This is a genomic window from Pseudonocardia oroxyli, from assembly GCF_900102195.1.
GTDB lineage: Bacteria > Actinomycetota > Actinomycetes > Mycobacteriales > Pseudonocardiaceae > Pseudonocardia > Pseudonocardia oroxyli.
Window position 1 is genome coordinate 260095 of sequence record NZ_FNBE01000005.1, and the last position, 17816, is coordinate 277910.

Genomic DNA, 17816 nt, shown 5'->3' on the forward strand with positions numbered 1-17816 from the left:
GTCACTCGATCAGGTGACGCGCGCCACCGACACGAACTCGTTGTAGGTGAACACCTTGCCCGCGGCGCGCGGGAACGGGAACGACCGCTCCGCCTCGACGGTCAGCCCGAGCTCCTCGGCGAGCTCCCGCAGCCGCGCGTGGTCGAAGAACACCGTGTGCGTGGCGTCCGAGGCGTACCCGCGCTCCTGCGGACAGATCAGCACCACCCGGGCGCCGGGGGACAGGAACCGCAGGTAGGGCCGCAGGATCGGCGCGGCACCCGCGGGCGGGAGGTGCTCGACGAGGTGGGCGGCCAGCATCCCGTCGAAGGTCGGGGCGTCCTCGAGGGCCAGGAACTCGTCCACGGTGTAGGCGGTCAGCCCGAGCGCGCGGCAGTGGTCCACGGAGTGCTGGTTGTGGTCCACCCCGACGCTGCCCGCCGGGAGGTTGGCCAGGTTGCGCCCGATCCCGCACCCGACGTCGAGCACCCGGCGGTCGCCCAGCAGTCGACGCAGGTTCCACCGGTAGGGCGCCTGGACGTCGAGCACCTGCTTCCACCGGGCGGTCTGCAACCGGCTGAGCCGATCGGTGTAGGAGCCTGCGGTCGTGTCCGGTCCCGGTTCCGCCATGTCCGAATCGTAGCGGCGGCCGCGGGCGGGTCACCGTGGGTGTCGGTTGCCGCGCCGCTAGCCTCAGTCCGTGTCCGACGTGGTCCTCCTCCTCGTGGCCGCGCTCGTCGCCTACGTGCCCGGTCTCGCGGTGCTGGCCGCGCTGCGGGTGGGGTCGCCGGTCGTGGCGGTCGCCGTGGCGCCGCCGCTGACCGTGGCGACGTGTGGGCTGACGGCCGTCGCGGCCGCGGTCGGCGGGTTCGGGTACGGGCCGGTGCCGGTCCTGGTGGTGGTCGTCCTGCTGCTGGTCGTGGCAGGCCTGCGCGGGTACCGCGCGCGGCGCAGGCGGCTCGCGTCGTTGAGCTGGAAGCACACCCCGCCGCCCGCGGAGCGCCGACGGGACCGGACGGAGGCGGTGCCGGTCGCGGTGGGGCTGGCGATGACCGTCGTCGCGCTCGGGTACGGGCTGTGGGGCTGGCTGCGCGGGCTCGCCGGCCTGGCGACCGTGCCGCAGGAACACGACATGATCATCCACGCGATGCAGACCGCCTACATCGCGCGGTCCGGGCGGGCGGCGCCGTGGGAGCTCGTCCCGGCCGACGTCCTCACCGGCGGACCGGTCTCCTTCTACCCGAGCGGCTTCCACCTGCTCGCGGGGCTCACCGCCCAGCTCGACGGCCTGGAGGTCGTCCGCGCGCTGAACGCGATGACGGTCGTCGTCCTGGTCGGCACGATGATCAGCGGGACGGCCGCGCTCGCCGTCGTGGCCGCCCGCCGGGTGGGCCTGGGCCGCGGCGCGGCGATGCTCGCCGCCGGCGTCGCGGCCTTGGTCATCGCGGGCATGTACCGGCCCGTCTACCAGCTCACGCACGACGGCGGCATCCTCGGCCAGGCCGCGGCCTTCGCGATGGTCCCGGGGGCCGTCGCCGCACTGGTCGCGCTGCCCGGGCGTCGGATGGCGTACGGCGTGGCGGCCGGGATCGCCACGGCGGGCGCGGTGTGGGTGCATCCGTCGGTGGCCGTGTCGATCAGCCTGACCACGTTCTTCTGGGGTGTGGGCGAGCTGCTCACCCGGTACGGGAGACAGCGGCTGCGCGGGCTGCTGAAGCCGCTGGCGGTGGCGGTCGGGGCGGCCGCGGTGCTGCTCGTCCCGGCGGTCGGGCCGGGCCTGGGCGCCACCGGACGCACCGGGGCGTTCCCGCCCGACAGCGGCCCCGTCGACTTCGGCACGGCGCTCGAACGGGTCCTCGCCCTGCCGTACACGGGCTGGCTCGATCCCGACAACCTCGCCTACCAGCGCTCGGCCGCGATCCTGGCGGGGATCGGGGTGGTCGCGCTGCTCGTGCGGTGGCGCGGGCTCGGGCCGGTCGTGGCCTGGCTCTTCTGGGTCGTGATCCTGATCGGGGCCTGGCTGAGCCCGGGAACCGGCTACGACGCGATCGTCACCGGCTTCTTCTACAACGCCATGCTCCGCACCTGGTCGCACACGTCGATGCTGGTCCCGGTGCTCGCCGGGCTCGGGGTGGTGCTGGTGGGGGCGCTGCTCGCGAGGATCGCGAGCCGGCTGCCGGGGTGGGCGGTGGTGACCGCGGTGGCGGCGGGCGTCTTCACCCTCTACGCCGTGGAGCCCGCCCGGAACTACGCGACCATGAACGAGGAGGCCGTCGCCACCCGGTACTCCACCCCGGACTTCGTGCGCGTCGGCCCGGACGACCAGGCCGCGATCGCCTGGCTCGCCGACCGCGTGCGGCCGGGGGAGCGGGTCTTCAACTCCCCCAACGACGGGTCCACCTACCTCTACGTCGAGCGCGGCGTCCCGGTCGTGAACGTCTACACCCTCGGGCTGCCCGGCGTGCCGTACAGCTACGAGCTGCTCGAACACTTCAACACCTACCCGACCGACCCGGCGGTGCGCCGCCAGCTCGAGGACCTGGACGTGGCTTGGGTGTACGTCGACGAGTCCGCCCCGGGCATCGGCTCCAACGGCTCGCCGGACGGCTGGGCGGGCAGCGCGGGCTTCTCCCTCGCCCCCGGCCTCGCCGACCTCGACGGGCTGCCCGGTCTGGACCTGCGCTTCCGCAGCGGCACGGTCAGCGTCTACTCACTGGACCTCGGCCGGGCGGTCCCGACCGCCTGAGCACAGCCCGCTACCCTCGGTGCCCGTGACTGACGCACAGTTCGATCTGGTCGTGGTCGGCTCCGGCTTCTTCGGGCTGACGATCGCGGAGCGTGCCGCCGCCGAGCTGGGCAAGAAGGTGCTCGTCGTCGAGCGTCGGTCACACATCGGGGGCAACGCCTACTCCGAGCCCGAGCCCGAGACGGGCATCGAGATCCACAGGTACGGCGCGCACCTCTTCCACACCAGCAACACGCGGGTGTGGGAGTACTGCAACCGGTTCACCGAGTTCACCGGCTACCAGCACCGGGTGTTCGCGCGCGTCGGTGAACAGGTCTACGCGTTCCCGATGAACCTGGCGCTGATCAACCAGTTCTTCGGCAAGGCCCACACCCCGGACGAGGCGCGTGCCCTGATCGCGGCGCAGTCGTCCGAGGTGGAGACCGCGAAGGCGGAGAACCTCGAGGAGAAGGCGATCTCGCTGATCGGCCGCCCGCTCTACGAGGCGTTCGTGAAGGGCTACACCGCGAAGCAGTGGCAGACCGACCCCACGCAGCTGGGCGCGTCGATCATCACCCGGCTCCCGGTGCGCTACACCTACGACAACCGCTACTTCAACGACACCTACGAGGGCCTGCCCGTCGACGGGTACACCGCGTGGCTCGAGAAGATGGCCGACCACCCGAACATCACCGTCCGCCTCGACACGGACTACTTCGCGATCCGCGACGAGCTGCCGGACGTCCCCGTCGTCTACACCGGCCCGCTGGACCGCTACTTCGACTACAGCGAGGGCGAGCTGTCCTGGCGCACCCTGGACTTCGAGATCGAGGTCCGCACGGACACCGGCGACTTCCAGGGCACCCCGGTCATGAACTACAACGACCAGGACGTCCCCTTCACCCGGATCCACGAGTTCCGGCACTTCCACCCCGAGCGGGACTACCCGAAGGACAAGACGGTCATCGTCCGGGAGTACTCGCGCTTCGCCGAGTCCGGGGACGAGCCGTACTACCCCGTCGGCACGCCGGAGGACCGGGCGAAGCTGGAGCGGTACCGCGAGCTCGCCCGCAAGGAGACCGCGAACCGGAACGTCCTGTTCGGCGGCCGCCTGGGCACCTACAAGTACCTCGACATGCACATGGCGATCGGGTCCGCGCTGACCATGTTCGAGAACCGGATCACCCCGCACTTCACCGAGGGCACGGCCCTGTCGGGCACCACCGCCGAGGACTGACCGCTAGCGCTCGAACCGGATCACCTGGGACAGGTTCAGCGTGGTCCGGTCGGTCTCGCGCAGGCCCGCCGCGGCGGCCGCCGCGTACTCCGGGGTGTCGGCGGCGCGGCCCGCGCCCATGGTGAACACCTCGCCGGTCGGTCGCTCCACCAGGCTCGTGGTGTCCCGGTCGGCGTCGGTGACCAGCCAGGCGGTGGCGCACCCGTCGAGCCGCAGGGCGTCGACGGGGAGGGGGTCGGCCCAGAACGTGCCGGCGTCCGCGGCGCGGCGGGCCAGCCCGATGTCGACGAGCCCGGCCACGGCGTCCGGGCGGGCGGCGCCGACGATCCGCAGGGTCGTCGGGTTCCACGAGGCGGCGCCGTACAGCACGCAGTCACCGGGCCGGGCCCGCGCGGCGAGGACGTCCGCGGCGGCGCTGTAGTCCATCCCCACCGGCTTGGCGAACGCGGTGCGCTGGCTCAGGTAGGCGGGCAGGAACGCCACGGCGAGCACCCCGACCAGCACTGCGGCGCGTCGCGGCCGGCGGGCGAGGGCGAGCACGGCCGCGGCGAGCAGCATCGCCGCGAACGGGGTGCTGAACGCGACGTAGCGGTCCAGGTACGACGGCGTCGTCCCCAGCGACCAGGCGATGAGCAGTGCCGTCGGAAGGACCGCGCCGCAGGCGGCCACCACCGTCGAGGCCGCCGGGGCATGCGGCCGCGCGCCGTGCCCGAGCCGCCGCACGGCCGCCCCGAGCGCCGCGAGCACGACCAGCCAGGCGACCGCGGCCCCCACGGTCGAGTCGACGAACCACTGGTCCCGCAGGACGTTGCCGACGGCGCGGCCGTCGAGCGGCGGGATCCACTGGACCTGGGCCCGCTCGGCGACCGTCAGCAGCACGAACGGGATCGTGGCGGCGAGCCCGGCGGCGGCCGCGAGGGCGGCGGGCCCCAGCCGGCGTCGGGCGATCAGGGCGACCGCGAGGAGGTGGGGCGCCACCAGCGTGGCCGAGTAGAGGAACAGCACGACCGAGCAGGCCACCCCGAGCGCGTAGCAGGCCCACCGCGTCGGCGACGGCCGACGCAGGGTCGTGACCAGCAGGACCGTGAGCCAGACCGCGACCGCCATGGTCCACGCGGACGAGCGCGCCTCGGTCGCGGCCCAGGTCGTGCGGGGGAGGATCGCGAACACCACCCCCGCGGTGACCGCGAGCCGACGGTCGCCGAGCAGGTACCCCAGCACGACCAACCCGCTCGCGGCCACCCCGACGCCCACCACGCTCGGCAGCCGGGCCGTCCACTCGCCGATGCCCACCACGCCGAACCACACGTGCAACAGCAGGTAGTAGAGGCCGTGGACGGCGTCGACCGTGCCGAGCAGGCGCAGCAGGTCCGGGATCGGGCGGTCGGCGGAGGCCACGGACGCGGCCTCGTCGTACCAGAACGAGGGGACGCCGCTGCCGAGCGCGGCGAGGAGGGTCGCGCCCAGCCCCACGACGGCGACGTCGACCCGGCGGATCCACAGCCGATGCGAGCGCCGCGCGCGGACCTCGGCGAACGACGTGGGCCCACCCGCCGCGGCCCCGGTCCGGGGCGTCCGGTGCGCGAGTGTGACCACGGTCCTCCCTCTCGACGGTCGCTCGGGCACCGAACGTAGCCAGGCCGCGCGTGTCGGACGGGCGACACGCCGACGGCCGGCGCCCGCGGGTGACCGGCCCACCTCCGGGCGGGCCGGGGGGACGCCGATACGCTCGGGTGCCGCCCCCACCGTCGACAGATCGAGGCCGCAGCCACGATGACCACGACCACCGGTCCCGATGCCGCACCCGCCACCGCGATCGACACGCTGCTGCAGCGGATCATCCTGCCGCGGCAGGCGGATCCGCTGTCCGTGCGCGCCCTCTACGTCGACGAGCGCACCGGCACCGCCCTCGCTCCCACCACGCCCCAGCCGGGGACGCGGGAGAAGCCGATGACCCTCACGGTCTCGGCCTCCAGCGGGCGGGCCCTGCGGGTCACCTCGCGGACCAGCGCGGTGCTGCCCCCGCAGAGCGAGGTCAGCTTCGGCGCCTACTTCAACGGGTTCGCCGCGGGCTACTGGCGGCACTGGTCGGCCCTCACCGAGCTGCGGCTGAAGCTGTCGCTGGAGGGCGAGGGCCGGGTGGACGTCTACCGGTCCAAGGCGGACGGCTCGCACATCTACGTCACCGGCGAGGTCGTCTCCGGCGAGCAGGACCTCGACCTCGCGCTCGACCTGCGCCCGTTCGAGGACGGCGGCTGGTACTGGTTCGACCTGACCAGCGCGGACGCCGAGCTCACCCTCCACGGCGGCGGCTGGCACGCGCCGACGGCCGCCCCCGGGCGCGCGGCGGTGACCATCGGCATGCCGACGTTCAACCGGCCCGCGGACTGCGTGGCCACGCTGACGGCGATCGCGTCGGACCCCGAGGTGCTCGCGACCGTCACCGCGGTGATCCTGCCGGACCAGGGCACCCAGAAGGTCCGCGACGCCGCCGGGTTCGCGGCCGCCGCCGACGCGCTCGGCGACAAGCTGCGCATCATCGACCAGCCCAACCTCGGCGGCTCCGGCGGCTACGCGCGGGTCATGTACGAGGCGCTCGGCAGCACCGACTGCGAGCAGATCCTCTACATGGACGACGACATCCTGCTCGAGCCGGACTCCATCCTGCGGGCCGTCGCGTTCTCCCGCTTCGCCCGCGAGCCGATGCTGGTCGGCGGGCAGATGCTGTCGTTGCAGGCCCGCTCGCAGCTGTCGACCATGGGCGAGGTCGTCGACCGCAACCAGTTCATGTGGCGCGTCGCGCCCGAGACCGAGCCGCACCACGACCTGGCCGCGCAGACCCTGCGCCAGACGCCGTGGCTGCACCGCCGCGTGGACGTCGACTACAACGCCTGGTGGATGTGCCTGATCCCGCGCGTCGTCGCCGAGGACCTGGGCCTGCCGCTGCCGCTGTTCATCAAGTGGGACGACGCCGAGTACGGCCTGCGCGCCCGGGGCCGCGGCTACCGCACCGCGACCGTCCCCGGCATCGCCATCTGGCACATGTCCTTCATCGAGAAGGACGACAGCTCGGACTGGCAGGCCTACTTCCACTACCGCAACCGGTTCATCGCCGCGGCGCTGCACGGGCCCGAGTCCCCGAAGGCGATGCTGCAGGAGTCCTTCAAGCGCACCCTGCGGCACCTGATGCTGATGGAGTACTCGGCGGTCGCGCTGCAGATCAAGGGCCTCACGGACTTCCTGGCGGGCCCGGAGTCGCTGTTCGCCACGCTGCCGGGCGTGCTCGGCGAGGTCCGGGCCGAGCGGGCGCGCTACGACGACGGCCGCCCCCTCCAGTCCGCCACCGAGGTCCCGCTCTCGACCCTCGACGCCCTGGGCGCCCAGCTGTTCCCGGAGCCGCCCGTCGGTCGGCTCAAGGCCGGCCTGGGTCTCGCGCGCGGGATCGTCCGGAACCTGAAGGCGCCGGACCCGGCCGCGGCCACCGTCCCGCAGCGGAACGTGCCGTGGACGAAGGCGCAGTGGTTCGTGCTGTCGAACCTCGACTCGGCCACCGTGTCCACGCCGGACGGCCGCGGCGTGACCTTCCGCCGCCGCGACCCCGAGGTGTTCAAGCAGCTGGTCAAGCGCTCCGCCGAGCTGCACCGCCAGGTCCAGAAGCGCTGGCCGGAGCTGCGGGCGAGCTACCGCGAGGCCCAGCCGTGGCTCACCGGCCGCGAGGCCTGGCGGGACGAGATCTTCGAGCACTGAGCCCCGCATCGTGGGGCCACCACTGTCGTTTCGAGGCCCGGAAACGACGGTTGTGGCTCCATGATGCTCAGTCCAGGCCGTAGAGGCGCGCCCAGTTCTCCCGGCTCGTGAGCTCGGGCACGGCGGCGCGGTACTGGTCCCGCACCGCGGGGCCCTCGGCCTTCAGCCGCCGCATGGCCTCCAGGCCGCGCCGGCCCAGGGCGAGGGCGAGGTCCTTGTCGCGCTTGCGCACCCGGACGCCGGTCTCGCCCATGTCCGTGACGACGGCGCGGTCGAACAGGGCGACGTGCCACCAGTGCGCGTCACCGGCGGGGATGAAGCCGGTGCGGTGCACCGCCTTGCCCAGGAGGTGGTAGGCCGCGCGCTTGGCCAGCGTGAGCCCCTCGAGCGACGGGTCGGGGCCCGAGCGGACGACCGTGAGGTCGGTGAACTCGTCCGGCAGGTCGGACATCGGCACGACCTTGGTCTCGGGGAAGTCCGAGCGGATCCGCCGGATCTTCGTGGCGGCCTCCGCGGACCCGTCGGCCAGGATCTCGGGGCCGTCCAGGAAGTCCTCGACGGCCTGCAGCAGGGTCGCGGCGAGCCCGTAGTGCATGCCGACCAGATAGATCGACAGCAGGTGCGCGATCCGCTTGTTGATGGTGCGGGTGGAGAACGGGGTGCGCAGCGCCGCGGTGATCAACCCGTTGCGCAGGTTGAAGTACCGGTGCCACTCGTCCCAGTCCTTCCACCCGAAGTCGCCGTGCCACACGCCGGCGCCGGGCAGCGAGACCGTGGGGAACCCGGCGTGCCGCGCGCGGTAGCCGAACTCGATGTCGTCCCACTGGAAGAACAGCGGCAGCGGGTAGCCGATCGCCCGCACGATCGCGGCCGGGATCAGGCAGGACCACCAGCCGTTGTACTCGGTGTCCGCGCGGCGCTCCTGGTTGATCGGCAGGTCGCGCTCGTCCTTCCCGAGCAGGTAGGCCTCCTGCAGCGCACCCTCGACGGGGATGCCGACCAACAGGTTCTCGGGATCCGCGTACTCGGCGGAGATGTGCAGGTGGCCGGGGTGCAGCAGGTTGAGCATCTGCCCGCCGACGATCGTCGGCTGCGCGGTGCACGCGCCGAACGTGGTGAGCCGGAACAGCAGCTCCGGCTCGAGCATCACGTCGTCGTCCATGAACAGGACGTCACGCTGCTCCTCGACCGGGCCCGCGGTGGCCTCGAACAACCCCCGGGTGAACCCGCCCGCGCCGCCCAGGTTCGGCTGGCGCAGGTAGACCAGCTTGTCGCCCAGCTCCTTCGACACGGCCTCGAACCGCTCGCGGGACTCCAGGGGGTCGCTGCCCTGGTCCACCACCCGCACCAGCCCGACGACGGCGAGCGCCTCCGGGTCGTCGATCATCGCCTGGAGCGTGTCGAGACACTCCTCGACACGGTTGTACGTGCAGATCACGACGTCCGTGGTGGGCACCGCCCGCGGCGCGAGCACGGTCCACCGCACGTCCGAGACGCTCAGCTGGCCGAGCTCGGTGGTGATCTCCAACCACATGCCGCCGCCGTCGAGGAAGCGGTCGATCGGCCCGACGAGGCGGATCTCGCGGGTCTCCGGCCCGGCCGAGGTCCCGACGTCCACCGAGTCGACGATCCGGGAGACCTTGTTCGTGTCCGAGGCCAGCAGCCGCACGCGACCCTCGCCGGACGCGACCGCGGTGACCTCGACCTGCTCGACGGAGGTCCAGCGCTGCCAGTACGTGGCGTAGAACCGGCCGAAGTAGGTGTTGGTGCCGACCCTCGATCCCGGCGCGAGCGTGATGCGCCCGCGCTCGCGGCGGGCCACGCCCCGCTCGACGACCGAGTACAGGTCCTCGGGTGCCCGCCCCGTCGGGCCGAAGAACAGCCCGCGCTGCGCCGTCAGCCGGGCCGGGCCACCGGGCGACCGGTCCGACCTCCCCGGGGCGGCCGCGGGGGAGTCCGAGGTCTCGGCGGTGCGCAGCATGACGGCGGATCGTCCTCCGGGGTCAACGGGGTGTCGGTCGGTCTCATTGTGCTGTATGACGCCGATCGCTCCCGATCAGCCCACGCCGTCAGCCCACGGGATCCAGGCCGGGCACACTCGCGCGGCCCGTGCGCGTCCAACCACTCTGCGTCACCTCGGTGACCTGGGGCGACGCCGTGGCGTACGGCCGGACGGGCACCCAGCGGTAGAGCTGGGCCGGGTCACGCAGCGGATCGCCGTCCAGGTAGCCGGGCATCCGCTGCTCGGTCACGAGCAGACGGGATGCGGCGAACGGTCCGCCGAAGCCGGGGGCGTAGGTGATGCCCGCGGCGCCGTCGGCCTGCGGTGGGGCCACCCGCCAGCGCGGCAGCACGGTGGTGCCGAGCGGCAGCGGGGCCGGGGTCAGGCACGGGAAGACGAACGCCACCGGCCAGTCCAGGATCGCCTCCGTGCCCGGCGGGACGACCTCGTCGAGCGGGGTGAGGCGGGGGATCCGGGGCAGGGTCGCGGTCGCGGGTGAGTCCGCGGCCTGCGGTGCGTCGACGACCAGGCGCACCCGGGTGGCCCCCGAAGGCGCGATCATCCGCTGGTCGCGGGGGGTGTCCCCGCTCGCGCCGAGGGCGACGGCGCCCAGCACCTCGTCGGTGGGGCCCGCGAACTCGGCCCGGAGCGAGTCACCGGGCCGGAGGTCACCGGCCGTGGTCACGACGACCGGGAGATCGCTCCGCTCGACGGTGAACCAGTCCGTGGCCCCCTCGCCCGCGACGCGGATGCCCGGCAGGGTGGTGCCGCCCGCGTCGGTGGGCAGGATCGGGAGTGCGGATCCGCTGTCAGTGCTTGCGCTGCTCGCGGATGCGCTCCCAGTCCCACCGGCCGCGGATCCGCTGTCAGTGCCGGCGCTGCCCGCGGATGCGCCACCGCCCGCCCCCGCCACCACGGGGAGCAGCCCCGCCGCCATGTCCGTCTCCACCGACATCCGCTCCTGCAGCCCGCAGGGCGCGCCCCGCAGCGTGGACACGGCGTCGGAGGCGAGGGTGTAGTCGTCCCGGTGCTGCCAGCTCGTGCGGGCGAAGGTGAGCACCTGCAGCCCGACGACGGCGGCGATCAGCACCGTCGCCACCACCGCCGGGCTCGGCACCCGCGGTGCGACCGAGCGGCCGCCGGAGCGCCGCCACGCGTACAGCAGCAGCGCCCCGCCCACCACGACCACGCCGGCGACCAGCCAGAGCAGCGCGACGTCCACCCCCGCGACGAGCGGCGGCACCGTGCTCCAGGTCAGCCCCCACCAGTTGGACACGAACGGCCAGACGTTCTGCCCCGCCCAGATCAGCGACCCCGCCACGGTCAGCGCGGCCAGCGCCACGACCCGCGCCCAGGCGGGCGCCCGCCGCCCGACCACCACGATCCCGACCAGCAGCACCCCCGCGCCGACGCCTGCGAGGTCGCCGAAGTGCTGGGTCCACTTGGTCGGGTTCGTGGTCATCGACGCGAGCCCGACCAGGAACGTCAGCGCCAGCCGCACCGACGGCGAGGTGCGCCGCGCCCACAGCACCGCGACCGCGGCCAGGATCGTCAGCAGCACCGGCGCCCGCTTGGCCAGCGAGCCCTGCAGGTCGGTGGAGAGCAATAGCGCGTAGCGGTGGTACTCGTCGTACCAGGGCTCGCCGCCGCCGATGAGCGCGCGGACCCGGGTGGCCTCGAGCAGCCCGCCGAGACTCTGGTCGGACACCATCAGGAACACCGCCGCGGCGGGCGCCGCGAGCAGCACCGGGAGGATCGCCACCCCGCTGCGCCGCACGATCCGCAGCAGCGGCACCGCGGCCGGGACCAGCGGCGCGAAGGCCATCAGGCCGCCCGGGGTGACCGCGGTCGTCACACCGGCGACGAGCAGGGCCACCACGAGCGGCCGCACCGCACCCAGCGCCACCGCCCGCTCGACGAGCAACCAGGTCACCAGCATCCCGAGCGCCACCCAGGGCTCCGGGCGCAGGCCCAGCGTCAGCGGGAGCCACCAGAGCAGGAAACACGGCGCCGCGAGCCAGGCGTTGGCGCGCGGCAGCAGCCGGGGCAGGGTCAGCCGGGCGAGGAGGAACCACGTGACCAGCCCGAACAGCACCGACGGCAGCCGCATCCACGCCGTCGAGGTGGAGACCTGCGCCCACACCCAGTACAGGTCGTAGAACCAGCTGAAGGGTGCCTCGGGGGCGTTGAGCCAGCGGTAGACGTTGCCGATGAACCCGCTCGACTCCCGGTCGCGGACGATGCCGGCGATGTAGCCGTCGTCCACCGTGATCGGGCCGATCACCCACCAGACGGCCAGCGTCGCCGCCACCCCGAGATCGGGCAGGCGGGGGCGCCACCAGCCGCGCGGGAGCAGCCGGACCCGTCTCGACGGCCGCACCGCCACGAGCATGCCGAGCAGCGCCAACACCCCGACGACGGCGATCGCGGCCTTGAGCGGGCTGATCGTCGTCTGGAAGCGGGTGTCGGCCACGAGGTGCACGGACACCAGGTCCGGGCGGTCGGACTCCAGGGCGGCGACGGCGGGTCGCAGGTCGCCGGTGCGCGAGGCGACGGGGGCGCCGTCGAGCAGCACGGTCGTCTCGGTCGGCGTGCTGCGCACCTCGACCGCGCAGTCCCCGGCGGGCAGGGTCGCGATCTCGACGCCGGCACTGGTCACCCGCAGCTGGTCGGAGACGGCGATGGTGAGCCCCTGCAGGCGGGCGGCCGTGGGGTCCGGGTCGGCGGGGACGGTGCGCAGCAGGGTGATCCCGGCGGCGGGCGCCTGCGCGCAGCGCGCCGTCGCGGTGAGCTCGACGGGCTGGTAGGGCATCAGGGGGATCGCGGTCGGCACCGCGCCGGGCCCGCCCCAGGTGTACTCCGCCCGCGGCTGGATCACCGGGGCCAGCGGGAACGCGACCGCGCACACCAGCACGAGCAGCCCGAGCAGGCTCGCGAGCAGGCCGCCGCGCCGCCGGGGCGCGGGCGGATCCGCGGGCAGCACGTCGGGGGCCGGGCGGACGGGGGAGACCACGGGGACAGGCTGCCGTACCGCCCCGGACCGGCCGCGCTCCGGGGTGTCGACCGCTTCCGCGGGGGACACGGGTCACGATCCGGTGTCGACCGGCGACTACACCGGGTAAGCCTCCCCCCGTGGTCCCGGTTCGTGCTGGATCATCGGGCCCGTCCCCACCTCGTTGGAGTGCATCGTGTCCACAGCGGCGCCGCCCCGCGTCCGGCCCGCCCCGCCTGCCGCGCCCGACCGCCGAGGGTGGAACGCCGCGGTCCTGGTCGTCCTGGGGCTCGCGTTCGCCGCGTTGATCTGGAACCGGCGCTGGGTCAGCGACGACGGGCTGATCGTGCTGCGGACCGTGCGCAACCTGCTGGCGGGCGACGGCCCGGTGTTCAACGCGGGCGAGCGGGTGGAGGCGAACACCTCGACGCTCTGGACCTACCTTCTGGCGTTGCCGAGCCTGGTCATGTCGGCGAACTGGGCCGCGGTGCTGCTCGGGCTGGTCCTGTCGGTGGCGGGGCTGGTGCTCGCCGCGGCCGCCGCGCGCAGGCTGTGGGGTGCCCGCGCCATCGCGCCCGCCGGGGCGCTCGTCGTGCTCGCCCTGCCGCCGTTCTGGGACTTCGGGACGTCCGGCCTCGAGACCGGCCTGATCAGCGGCTGGCTCGGCCTCACGTTCTGGCTGCTGGTCCGCCTGCACCGCGGCGGCGGGTCGCCGTACCCGCTCGCGGTCGTCGCGGGGCTCGCGCCGCTGGTCCGCCCGGACCTGGCGCTGCTGTGGTTGCCGGTCGGGGTCGCGCTGCTGGTGCTGGCCTGGGGTGGTGTGCGGCGGATCGTGGGTCTGGCGGCCGCGGCGTTCGCCGCGCCGGTGGCCTACGAGGTCTTCCGGATGGGGTACTACGGCCTGCTCGTCCCGGAGACCGCGTTGGCCAAGGAGGCGTCGGTCACCCGCTGGGAGCAGGGCGGCTACTACCTGCAGGACCTGCTGGACACCTACGAGCTGTGGTGGGCCGTCGCGGGGCTGCTGCTGACCGTGGTCGTCCTGGCGTTCCGCCGCCCCCCGTTCCGGGCCCGGACCGCCCTCGTCGCCGCCGTGCCGGTCGTCTCGGGCCTCATGCTGGCCGTGTACGTCACCCGGGTCGGCGGCGACTTCATGCACGGCCGGATGCTGCTGCCCGCCCTGTTCTGCCTGCTCACCCCGGTCATGGTCGTGCCGCTGACGCGCTGGACCCTGGTCCCGCTCCTCGCGACCGCCGTCTGGGCCACGGCCTGCCTCACCTCGTTCCGCCCGGCGTACGGCGAGTCCCTCGGCCCGCACCAGATCGCCAACGAGCGGCTCTACTACGTGCTGCTGCTCGACAACCCGCACCCGGTCACCGCCGAGGACTACCGCACGCACCCGATGGTCGCCGAGGGCGTCGAGCGACTGGCCCGCTCCAGCGAGCCGTCGCTCGCGATCGTCGGCGGCGCGAGCTGGTACGTCTACCCGTCGACCATGGACCGGGACACGCTGGTCTGGCTCAACCTCGGTGTCGCGGGCGAGCTCGCGCCGCTGGACACCCGGGTCCTCGACGGCGTGGGCCTGGTCAACCCGATCGCCGGGCACGCCACCGGGCTGCCGGACGGCCGCATCGGCCACGACAAGGACCTGCTGCCGGAGTGGTTCCTGGCGGACGCCGGGGTCACGGGGGACACCGGGTTCGTCGGCCCGCAGTACGTCGAGGCCGCCCGCCGGGCCCTGGCCTGCCCCGCGACCGTCGAGATGATCGAGTCCTACCGCGCCCCGCTGACCGCGGAGCGGTTCTGGCAGAACCTCACCGGCGCCGTGGAGCGCACGAGCTACCGCTACCCCCGCGAACCCGCCCCCTGCGCCCCCTGAGCCCGCCTCCCGGTCGAGCGAACGGCGCGTCCGCTCACACCTGGTGAGCCACCGCGCCGTTCGCCGGGGTCAGGGGCGGTCCAGGGGTGGGTCGGCGGGAGCCTCGCCGATCGTGCCCTCCTGCTGCCAGCCCCACATCGTGCGCGTCCCGGGCTCGACGTCCGGGGCGCCCGCGGGGGCGTAGGGGTCCAGCATCCGCAGCTGGCCCCAGTCGAAGTCCCAGGCGCCCTGCAGGTAGGTCGGCACCACGCGCTCGACCGCGATCTGGTCGATCCACCCCTGCGGCCCGCCCGTCGACGGCGCACCCCAGTTGTCGCCGACCTCGCGTTGCTGGGTGTCGGCGAGGATCCGGTAGGCGGGCTGCTCGGCCACGCCGCGGTGGATCCCGTAGGGCCGCAGGCACGGGCTGGGGAAGGACGTCGGCCAGTCGAGATAGCCCGCCCTGCCGGCCACGACGTCGGTGAGCGGGGTCAGCCGGGGCACCCGCGGCTCGGCGACGGCGATCCAGCCGTTCTCCCCGAGCGCCTGGTCGGACACGACGACCCGGACGGCGTCCGCGGTGGCCGCGGGCCTCCCGACGAGGTCGAGCCGCACGTCCCGCCAGGCCGCGCTCGCCGCGGCCGTGCCCTGCGGGTCCGCCACCGCGGTGACGGCGCCCGACGACCCGTCCGGTGAGACGGTGTCGACCACGGCGTCGCCGCGGCGGAACTCCAGCGTGAGCGACGTCCCGGACCCGACCTGCCCCGCGATGCCCAGCACCAGCGGGGCGGAGCCGTCCCGGGCGGCCTCGGGCAGCCCGTACCAGGGCGAACGGAACTCCCCGGTCGCCTGGGGGTCGGGGCTCCAGCTGCCCATGACCTGCCCGCCGTGCGGGCCGGTGCCGGTCACGCCGGGATCGTGGTTGCCCTGGCCGTCGGAGTCCCGCAGCGATCCCGGGCCCGTCGGCGGCAACCCGAACGGCAGGAAGCCCGAGCCCTCCCCGGCGCCCGAGACCGGACGCAGGGTCCCCGCCTCCGGGTCGGTCTCGACGAGGATGCGCCCGGCGAGCCCGCAGCGCGAGCCGGTCGGGTCGGCCACGACGTCCGCCGCGAGGGAGTAGCTGCCCCACTGCTTCTGCACGCCCTTGGCCAGTGACGCGATCTGGAACACCACGACCAGCGCGCAGAACACGGCGATCGGGGCGCTGTTCAACCGGCGGCCCCGGCGGTCCAGCGGACGCGGGATCGCCGGCCCGCGCAGGTGCTCGACGGCGGCGTAGACCAGCGTCGCCGCCGCGGCGAGCAGCAGCAGCGAGGTCAGCGAGACCGACTCGACCGACACCGGCTTGTCGAACCACGGCACGCCCCAGTTGGACACGTACCACCAGCTGTTCGGCCCGGCGAAGGCCAACGCCGTGACCGTCAGCAGCGCGGCCACGAGCAGCGCCTGGTTGCGCCGGGAGCGCAGCACGCTCGTCGCGGTCGCCAGCGCGGCCACCGCCGCCATGCCGGCGCCGAGGGCGGCGAAGGCGCCGAAGTGGTGGGTCCACTTCGTGGGGGTCAGCGCCAGCACGACGAAGGCGAGCAGGCTCGATCCGATCAGCCGGCGGGAGACCCCGAGCGCCGCCCCCGGGATGCGGCCGCGGCGCAGCAGCACCGCGATGCTCACCCCGAGGCACAGCATCAGGACCAGCACCGGGAACCGGCGCATCAGCGAGCCGTCCCGGGTGTTGGAGAACAGCAGCTGGTAGCGGTAGAGCTCCTGGTACCAGGGCTGGTTGGGGCCGATCTCGGTGCGGACCCGGGTGGCTTCGGCGATCGTCTGCCAGGTCTGGTCGCCGAACACCGCGACGAGCACGACGACGCCCGCCGCCACCAGCGGCGCGAGCACCGGGACCCAGCCGGCCTGCCGGGCCCGCCGCGCGAGCAGCCGCAGCAGCGGCCGGGCCGCGGCCAGCAGCGGCGCGAACGCGATCAGCCCGGTCGGGGTCGCCGCCACGGCGAACGCGCCCGAGACCAGCGCCAAGGCCACGGGCAGCAGCCGCTGCATCGCGAGCGCGCGCTCCAGCAGCACGAGCGACACCAGCGCGGCGATCACCACGACCGGCTCGGGGCGCAGGCCGTTGTTGAACGGGATCCAGAAGCAGAGGAACACCCCCGCGGCGGCCCAGCCCGCGGACCGGCTGCGGCGCACCGTGGTGCCGATCCGGGGGAGCAGCGCGCGGCTGATCAACAACCAGCTCGCCAGACCCATCGCGAGCGCGGGCAGGCGCAGCCACAGCACCGAGTCGCTCACCTGGATCCAGAGCGAGTAGAGCTCGTAGAACCAGCCGAACGGTGCCTCCGGGACGTCGAACCACCGGTAGTAGTTCCCGACGTACCCCGAGGTCAGATCGCCGCGGGCGATCGCGAGGATGTACCCGTCGTCGGGGGTCATGCTGCCGAAGACGGTGCCGCCGAGCAGCAGCGCGGCCACGCACCCGTCCCGCCACCAGTCCTGTCCGCGCAGCCGGGAGGCGAGCCTGCCGGTGGGGACGAGGCGGCGGCCGTCCCGGTCGTCGAGCCTGCGCAGGACGACCAGGCAGCCGAGCAGCGCGATCACGGCGAGTGCGCCCGCGCCGATCTTCAGCGCGGTCGGCGAGCTGTCGAATCGGTTGTCGCTCGCGAACCGGACCTCCGTGCCCGCGATCGGGTCCCGGGTTCCGTCCAGGTCCGACCAGACGCCGGTGACCTGGGGGCGGGCGTCGCCGTCGAGCGCGGCGAGCTGCGTGCCACCGAACGTGACGGTCGTGGTCGTGGAGGTCGAGTCGATCCGCAGGGTGCAGTCGCCCGCGGGGAGCAGCGGGTCGGCCAGGCGTTGCCCGCGGTCGTCGACGACGAGCCGCCCGCCGTCCACGCTCACCCGCATCCCGACGGCGGCCCCGTCGGGCGCGCCGGGTGCGGTGGTGGTGAGTACGGTCGCCTCGGCGGGGGAGCGGGCGTCGAGGCTGCGGATCGAGGCGCAGGAGACGGTCGCGTCGAACCGCTCCGGACGCAGCGCGACCAGCGGCGCCACGACGGGCGCGGTGCCGTTCGCCGCGGTCGGCCAGCTGAGCTCGGCGGTGTTCTGCGTGACGGGGAGGAACGGGATCGACAGCGACAGGACGGCGGAGAGCAGGCCGAGGGCCGCGGCGAGGGCCCGGGTTCTGCTGGGGGGAGCGGAGCCACCACGGCTGTCGGGGGCCGGGGGAGCCTCGTCCACCGTGTCGGTGGTCAGCACGCTGAGCCACGGTAGCTGTAC

The 17816-nt window shown here is 74.0% G+C and carries 9 protein-coding genes; 4 read left to right on the forward strand and 5 right to left on the reverse strand.

All coding sequences use genetic code 11. The features are described 5' to 3' along the window. Positions 1–9: 9 nt before the first annotated feature. Positions 10–609 (reverse strand): bifunctional class I SAM-dependent methyltransferase/NUDIX hydrolase, encoded by a 600-nt coding sequence (locus BLS43_RS10285; protein ID WP_093081062.1) that lies wholly within the window; start codon positions 607–609, stop codon positions 10–12. 70 nt (positions 610–679) lie between these two features. Here BLS43_RS10285 and BLS43_RS10290 point away from each other — a divergent pair, with 70 nt between their 5' ends. After that, positions 680–2725, forward strand: a complete 2046-nt coding sequence (locus tag BLS43_RS10290) for a DUF6541 family protein (RefSeq protein ID WP_093081067.1) — start codon at positions 680–682, stop codon at positions 2723–2725. Positions 2726–2750: 25 nt separating this feature from the next. Continuing rightward, entirely contained in the window at positions 2751–3941 is a 1191-nt protein-coding gene (gene glf, locus BLS43_RS10295; RefSeq protein WP_093081076.1) for a UDP-galactopyranose mutase, read from the forward strand. A 3-nt stretch (positions 3942–3944) separates the two neighbouring features. Here glf and BLS43_RS10300 read toward each other — a convergent pair whose 3' ends face one another. Then, positions 3945–5537, reverse strand: coding sequence for a glycosyltransferase family 39 protein (locus tag BLS43_RS10300; RefSeq protein ID WP_093081080.1), 1593 nt, complete (start codon positions 5535–5537; stop codon positions 3945–3947). A 177-nt stretch (positions 5538–5714) separates the two neighbouring features. Here BLS43_RS10300 and BLS43_RS10305 point away from each other — a divergent pair, with 177 nt between their 5' ends. Next, entirely contained in the window at positions 5715–7688 is a 1974-nt protein-coding gene (locus BLS43_RS10305) for a glycosyltransferase (RefSeq protein ID WP_093081084.1), read from the forward strand. A gap of 67 nt (positions 7689–7755) precedes the next feature. Here BLS43_RS10305 and BLS43_RS10310 read toward each other — a convergent pair whose 3' ends face one another. Both BLS43_RS10310 and BLS43_RS10315 read right to left on the reverse strand, forming a co-directional pair. Then, positions 7756–9669 carry a glycosyltransferase gene (locus tag BLS43_RS10310; RefSeq protein WP_093081089.1) on the reverse strand — a complete coding sequence of 638 codons (1914 nt, stop codon included), beginning with the start codon at positions 9667–9669 and terminating at the stop codon, positions 7756–7758. A gap of 88 nt (positions 9670–9757) precedes the next feature. Then, on the reverse strand, positions 9758–12703 hold the full coding sequence (locus tag BLS43_RS10315; protein ID WP_176921259.1) for an arabinosyltransferase domain-containing protein: 2946 nt from the start codon (positions 12701–12703) through the stop codon (positions 9758–9760). Between the two features lie 175 nt (positions 12704–12878). On the opposite strand from BLS43_RS10315, the gene BLS43_RS10320 reads away from it, so the two are divergent. Further along, positions 12879–14558: an arabinofuranosyltransferase AftB family protein gene (locus BLS43_RS10320; protein WP_245707410.1), complete on the forward strand. Its 1680-nt coding sequence runs from the start codon at positions 12879–12881 to the stop codon at positions 14556–14558. 69 nt (positions 14559–14627) lie between these two features. On the opposite strand, the gene BLS43_RS10325 is transcribed toward BLS43_RS10320, so the two are convergent. Next, on the reverse strand, positions 14628–17795 hold the full coding sequence (locus BLS43_RS10325; protein WP_176921260.1) for an arabinosyltransferase domain-containing protein: 3168 nt from the start codon (positions 17793–17795) through the stop codon (positions 14628–14630). Positions 17796–17816: the final 21 nt, after the last annotated feature.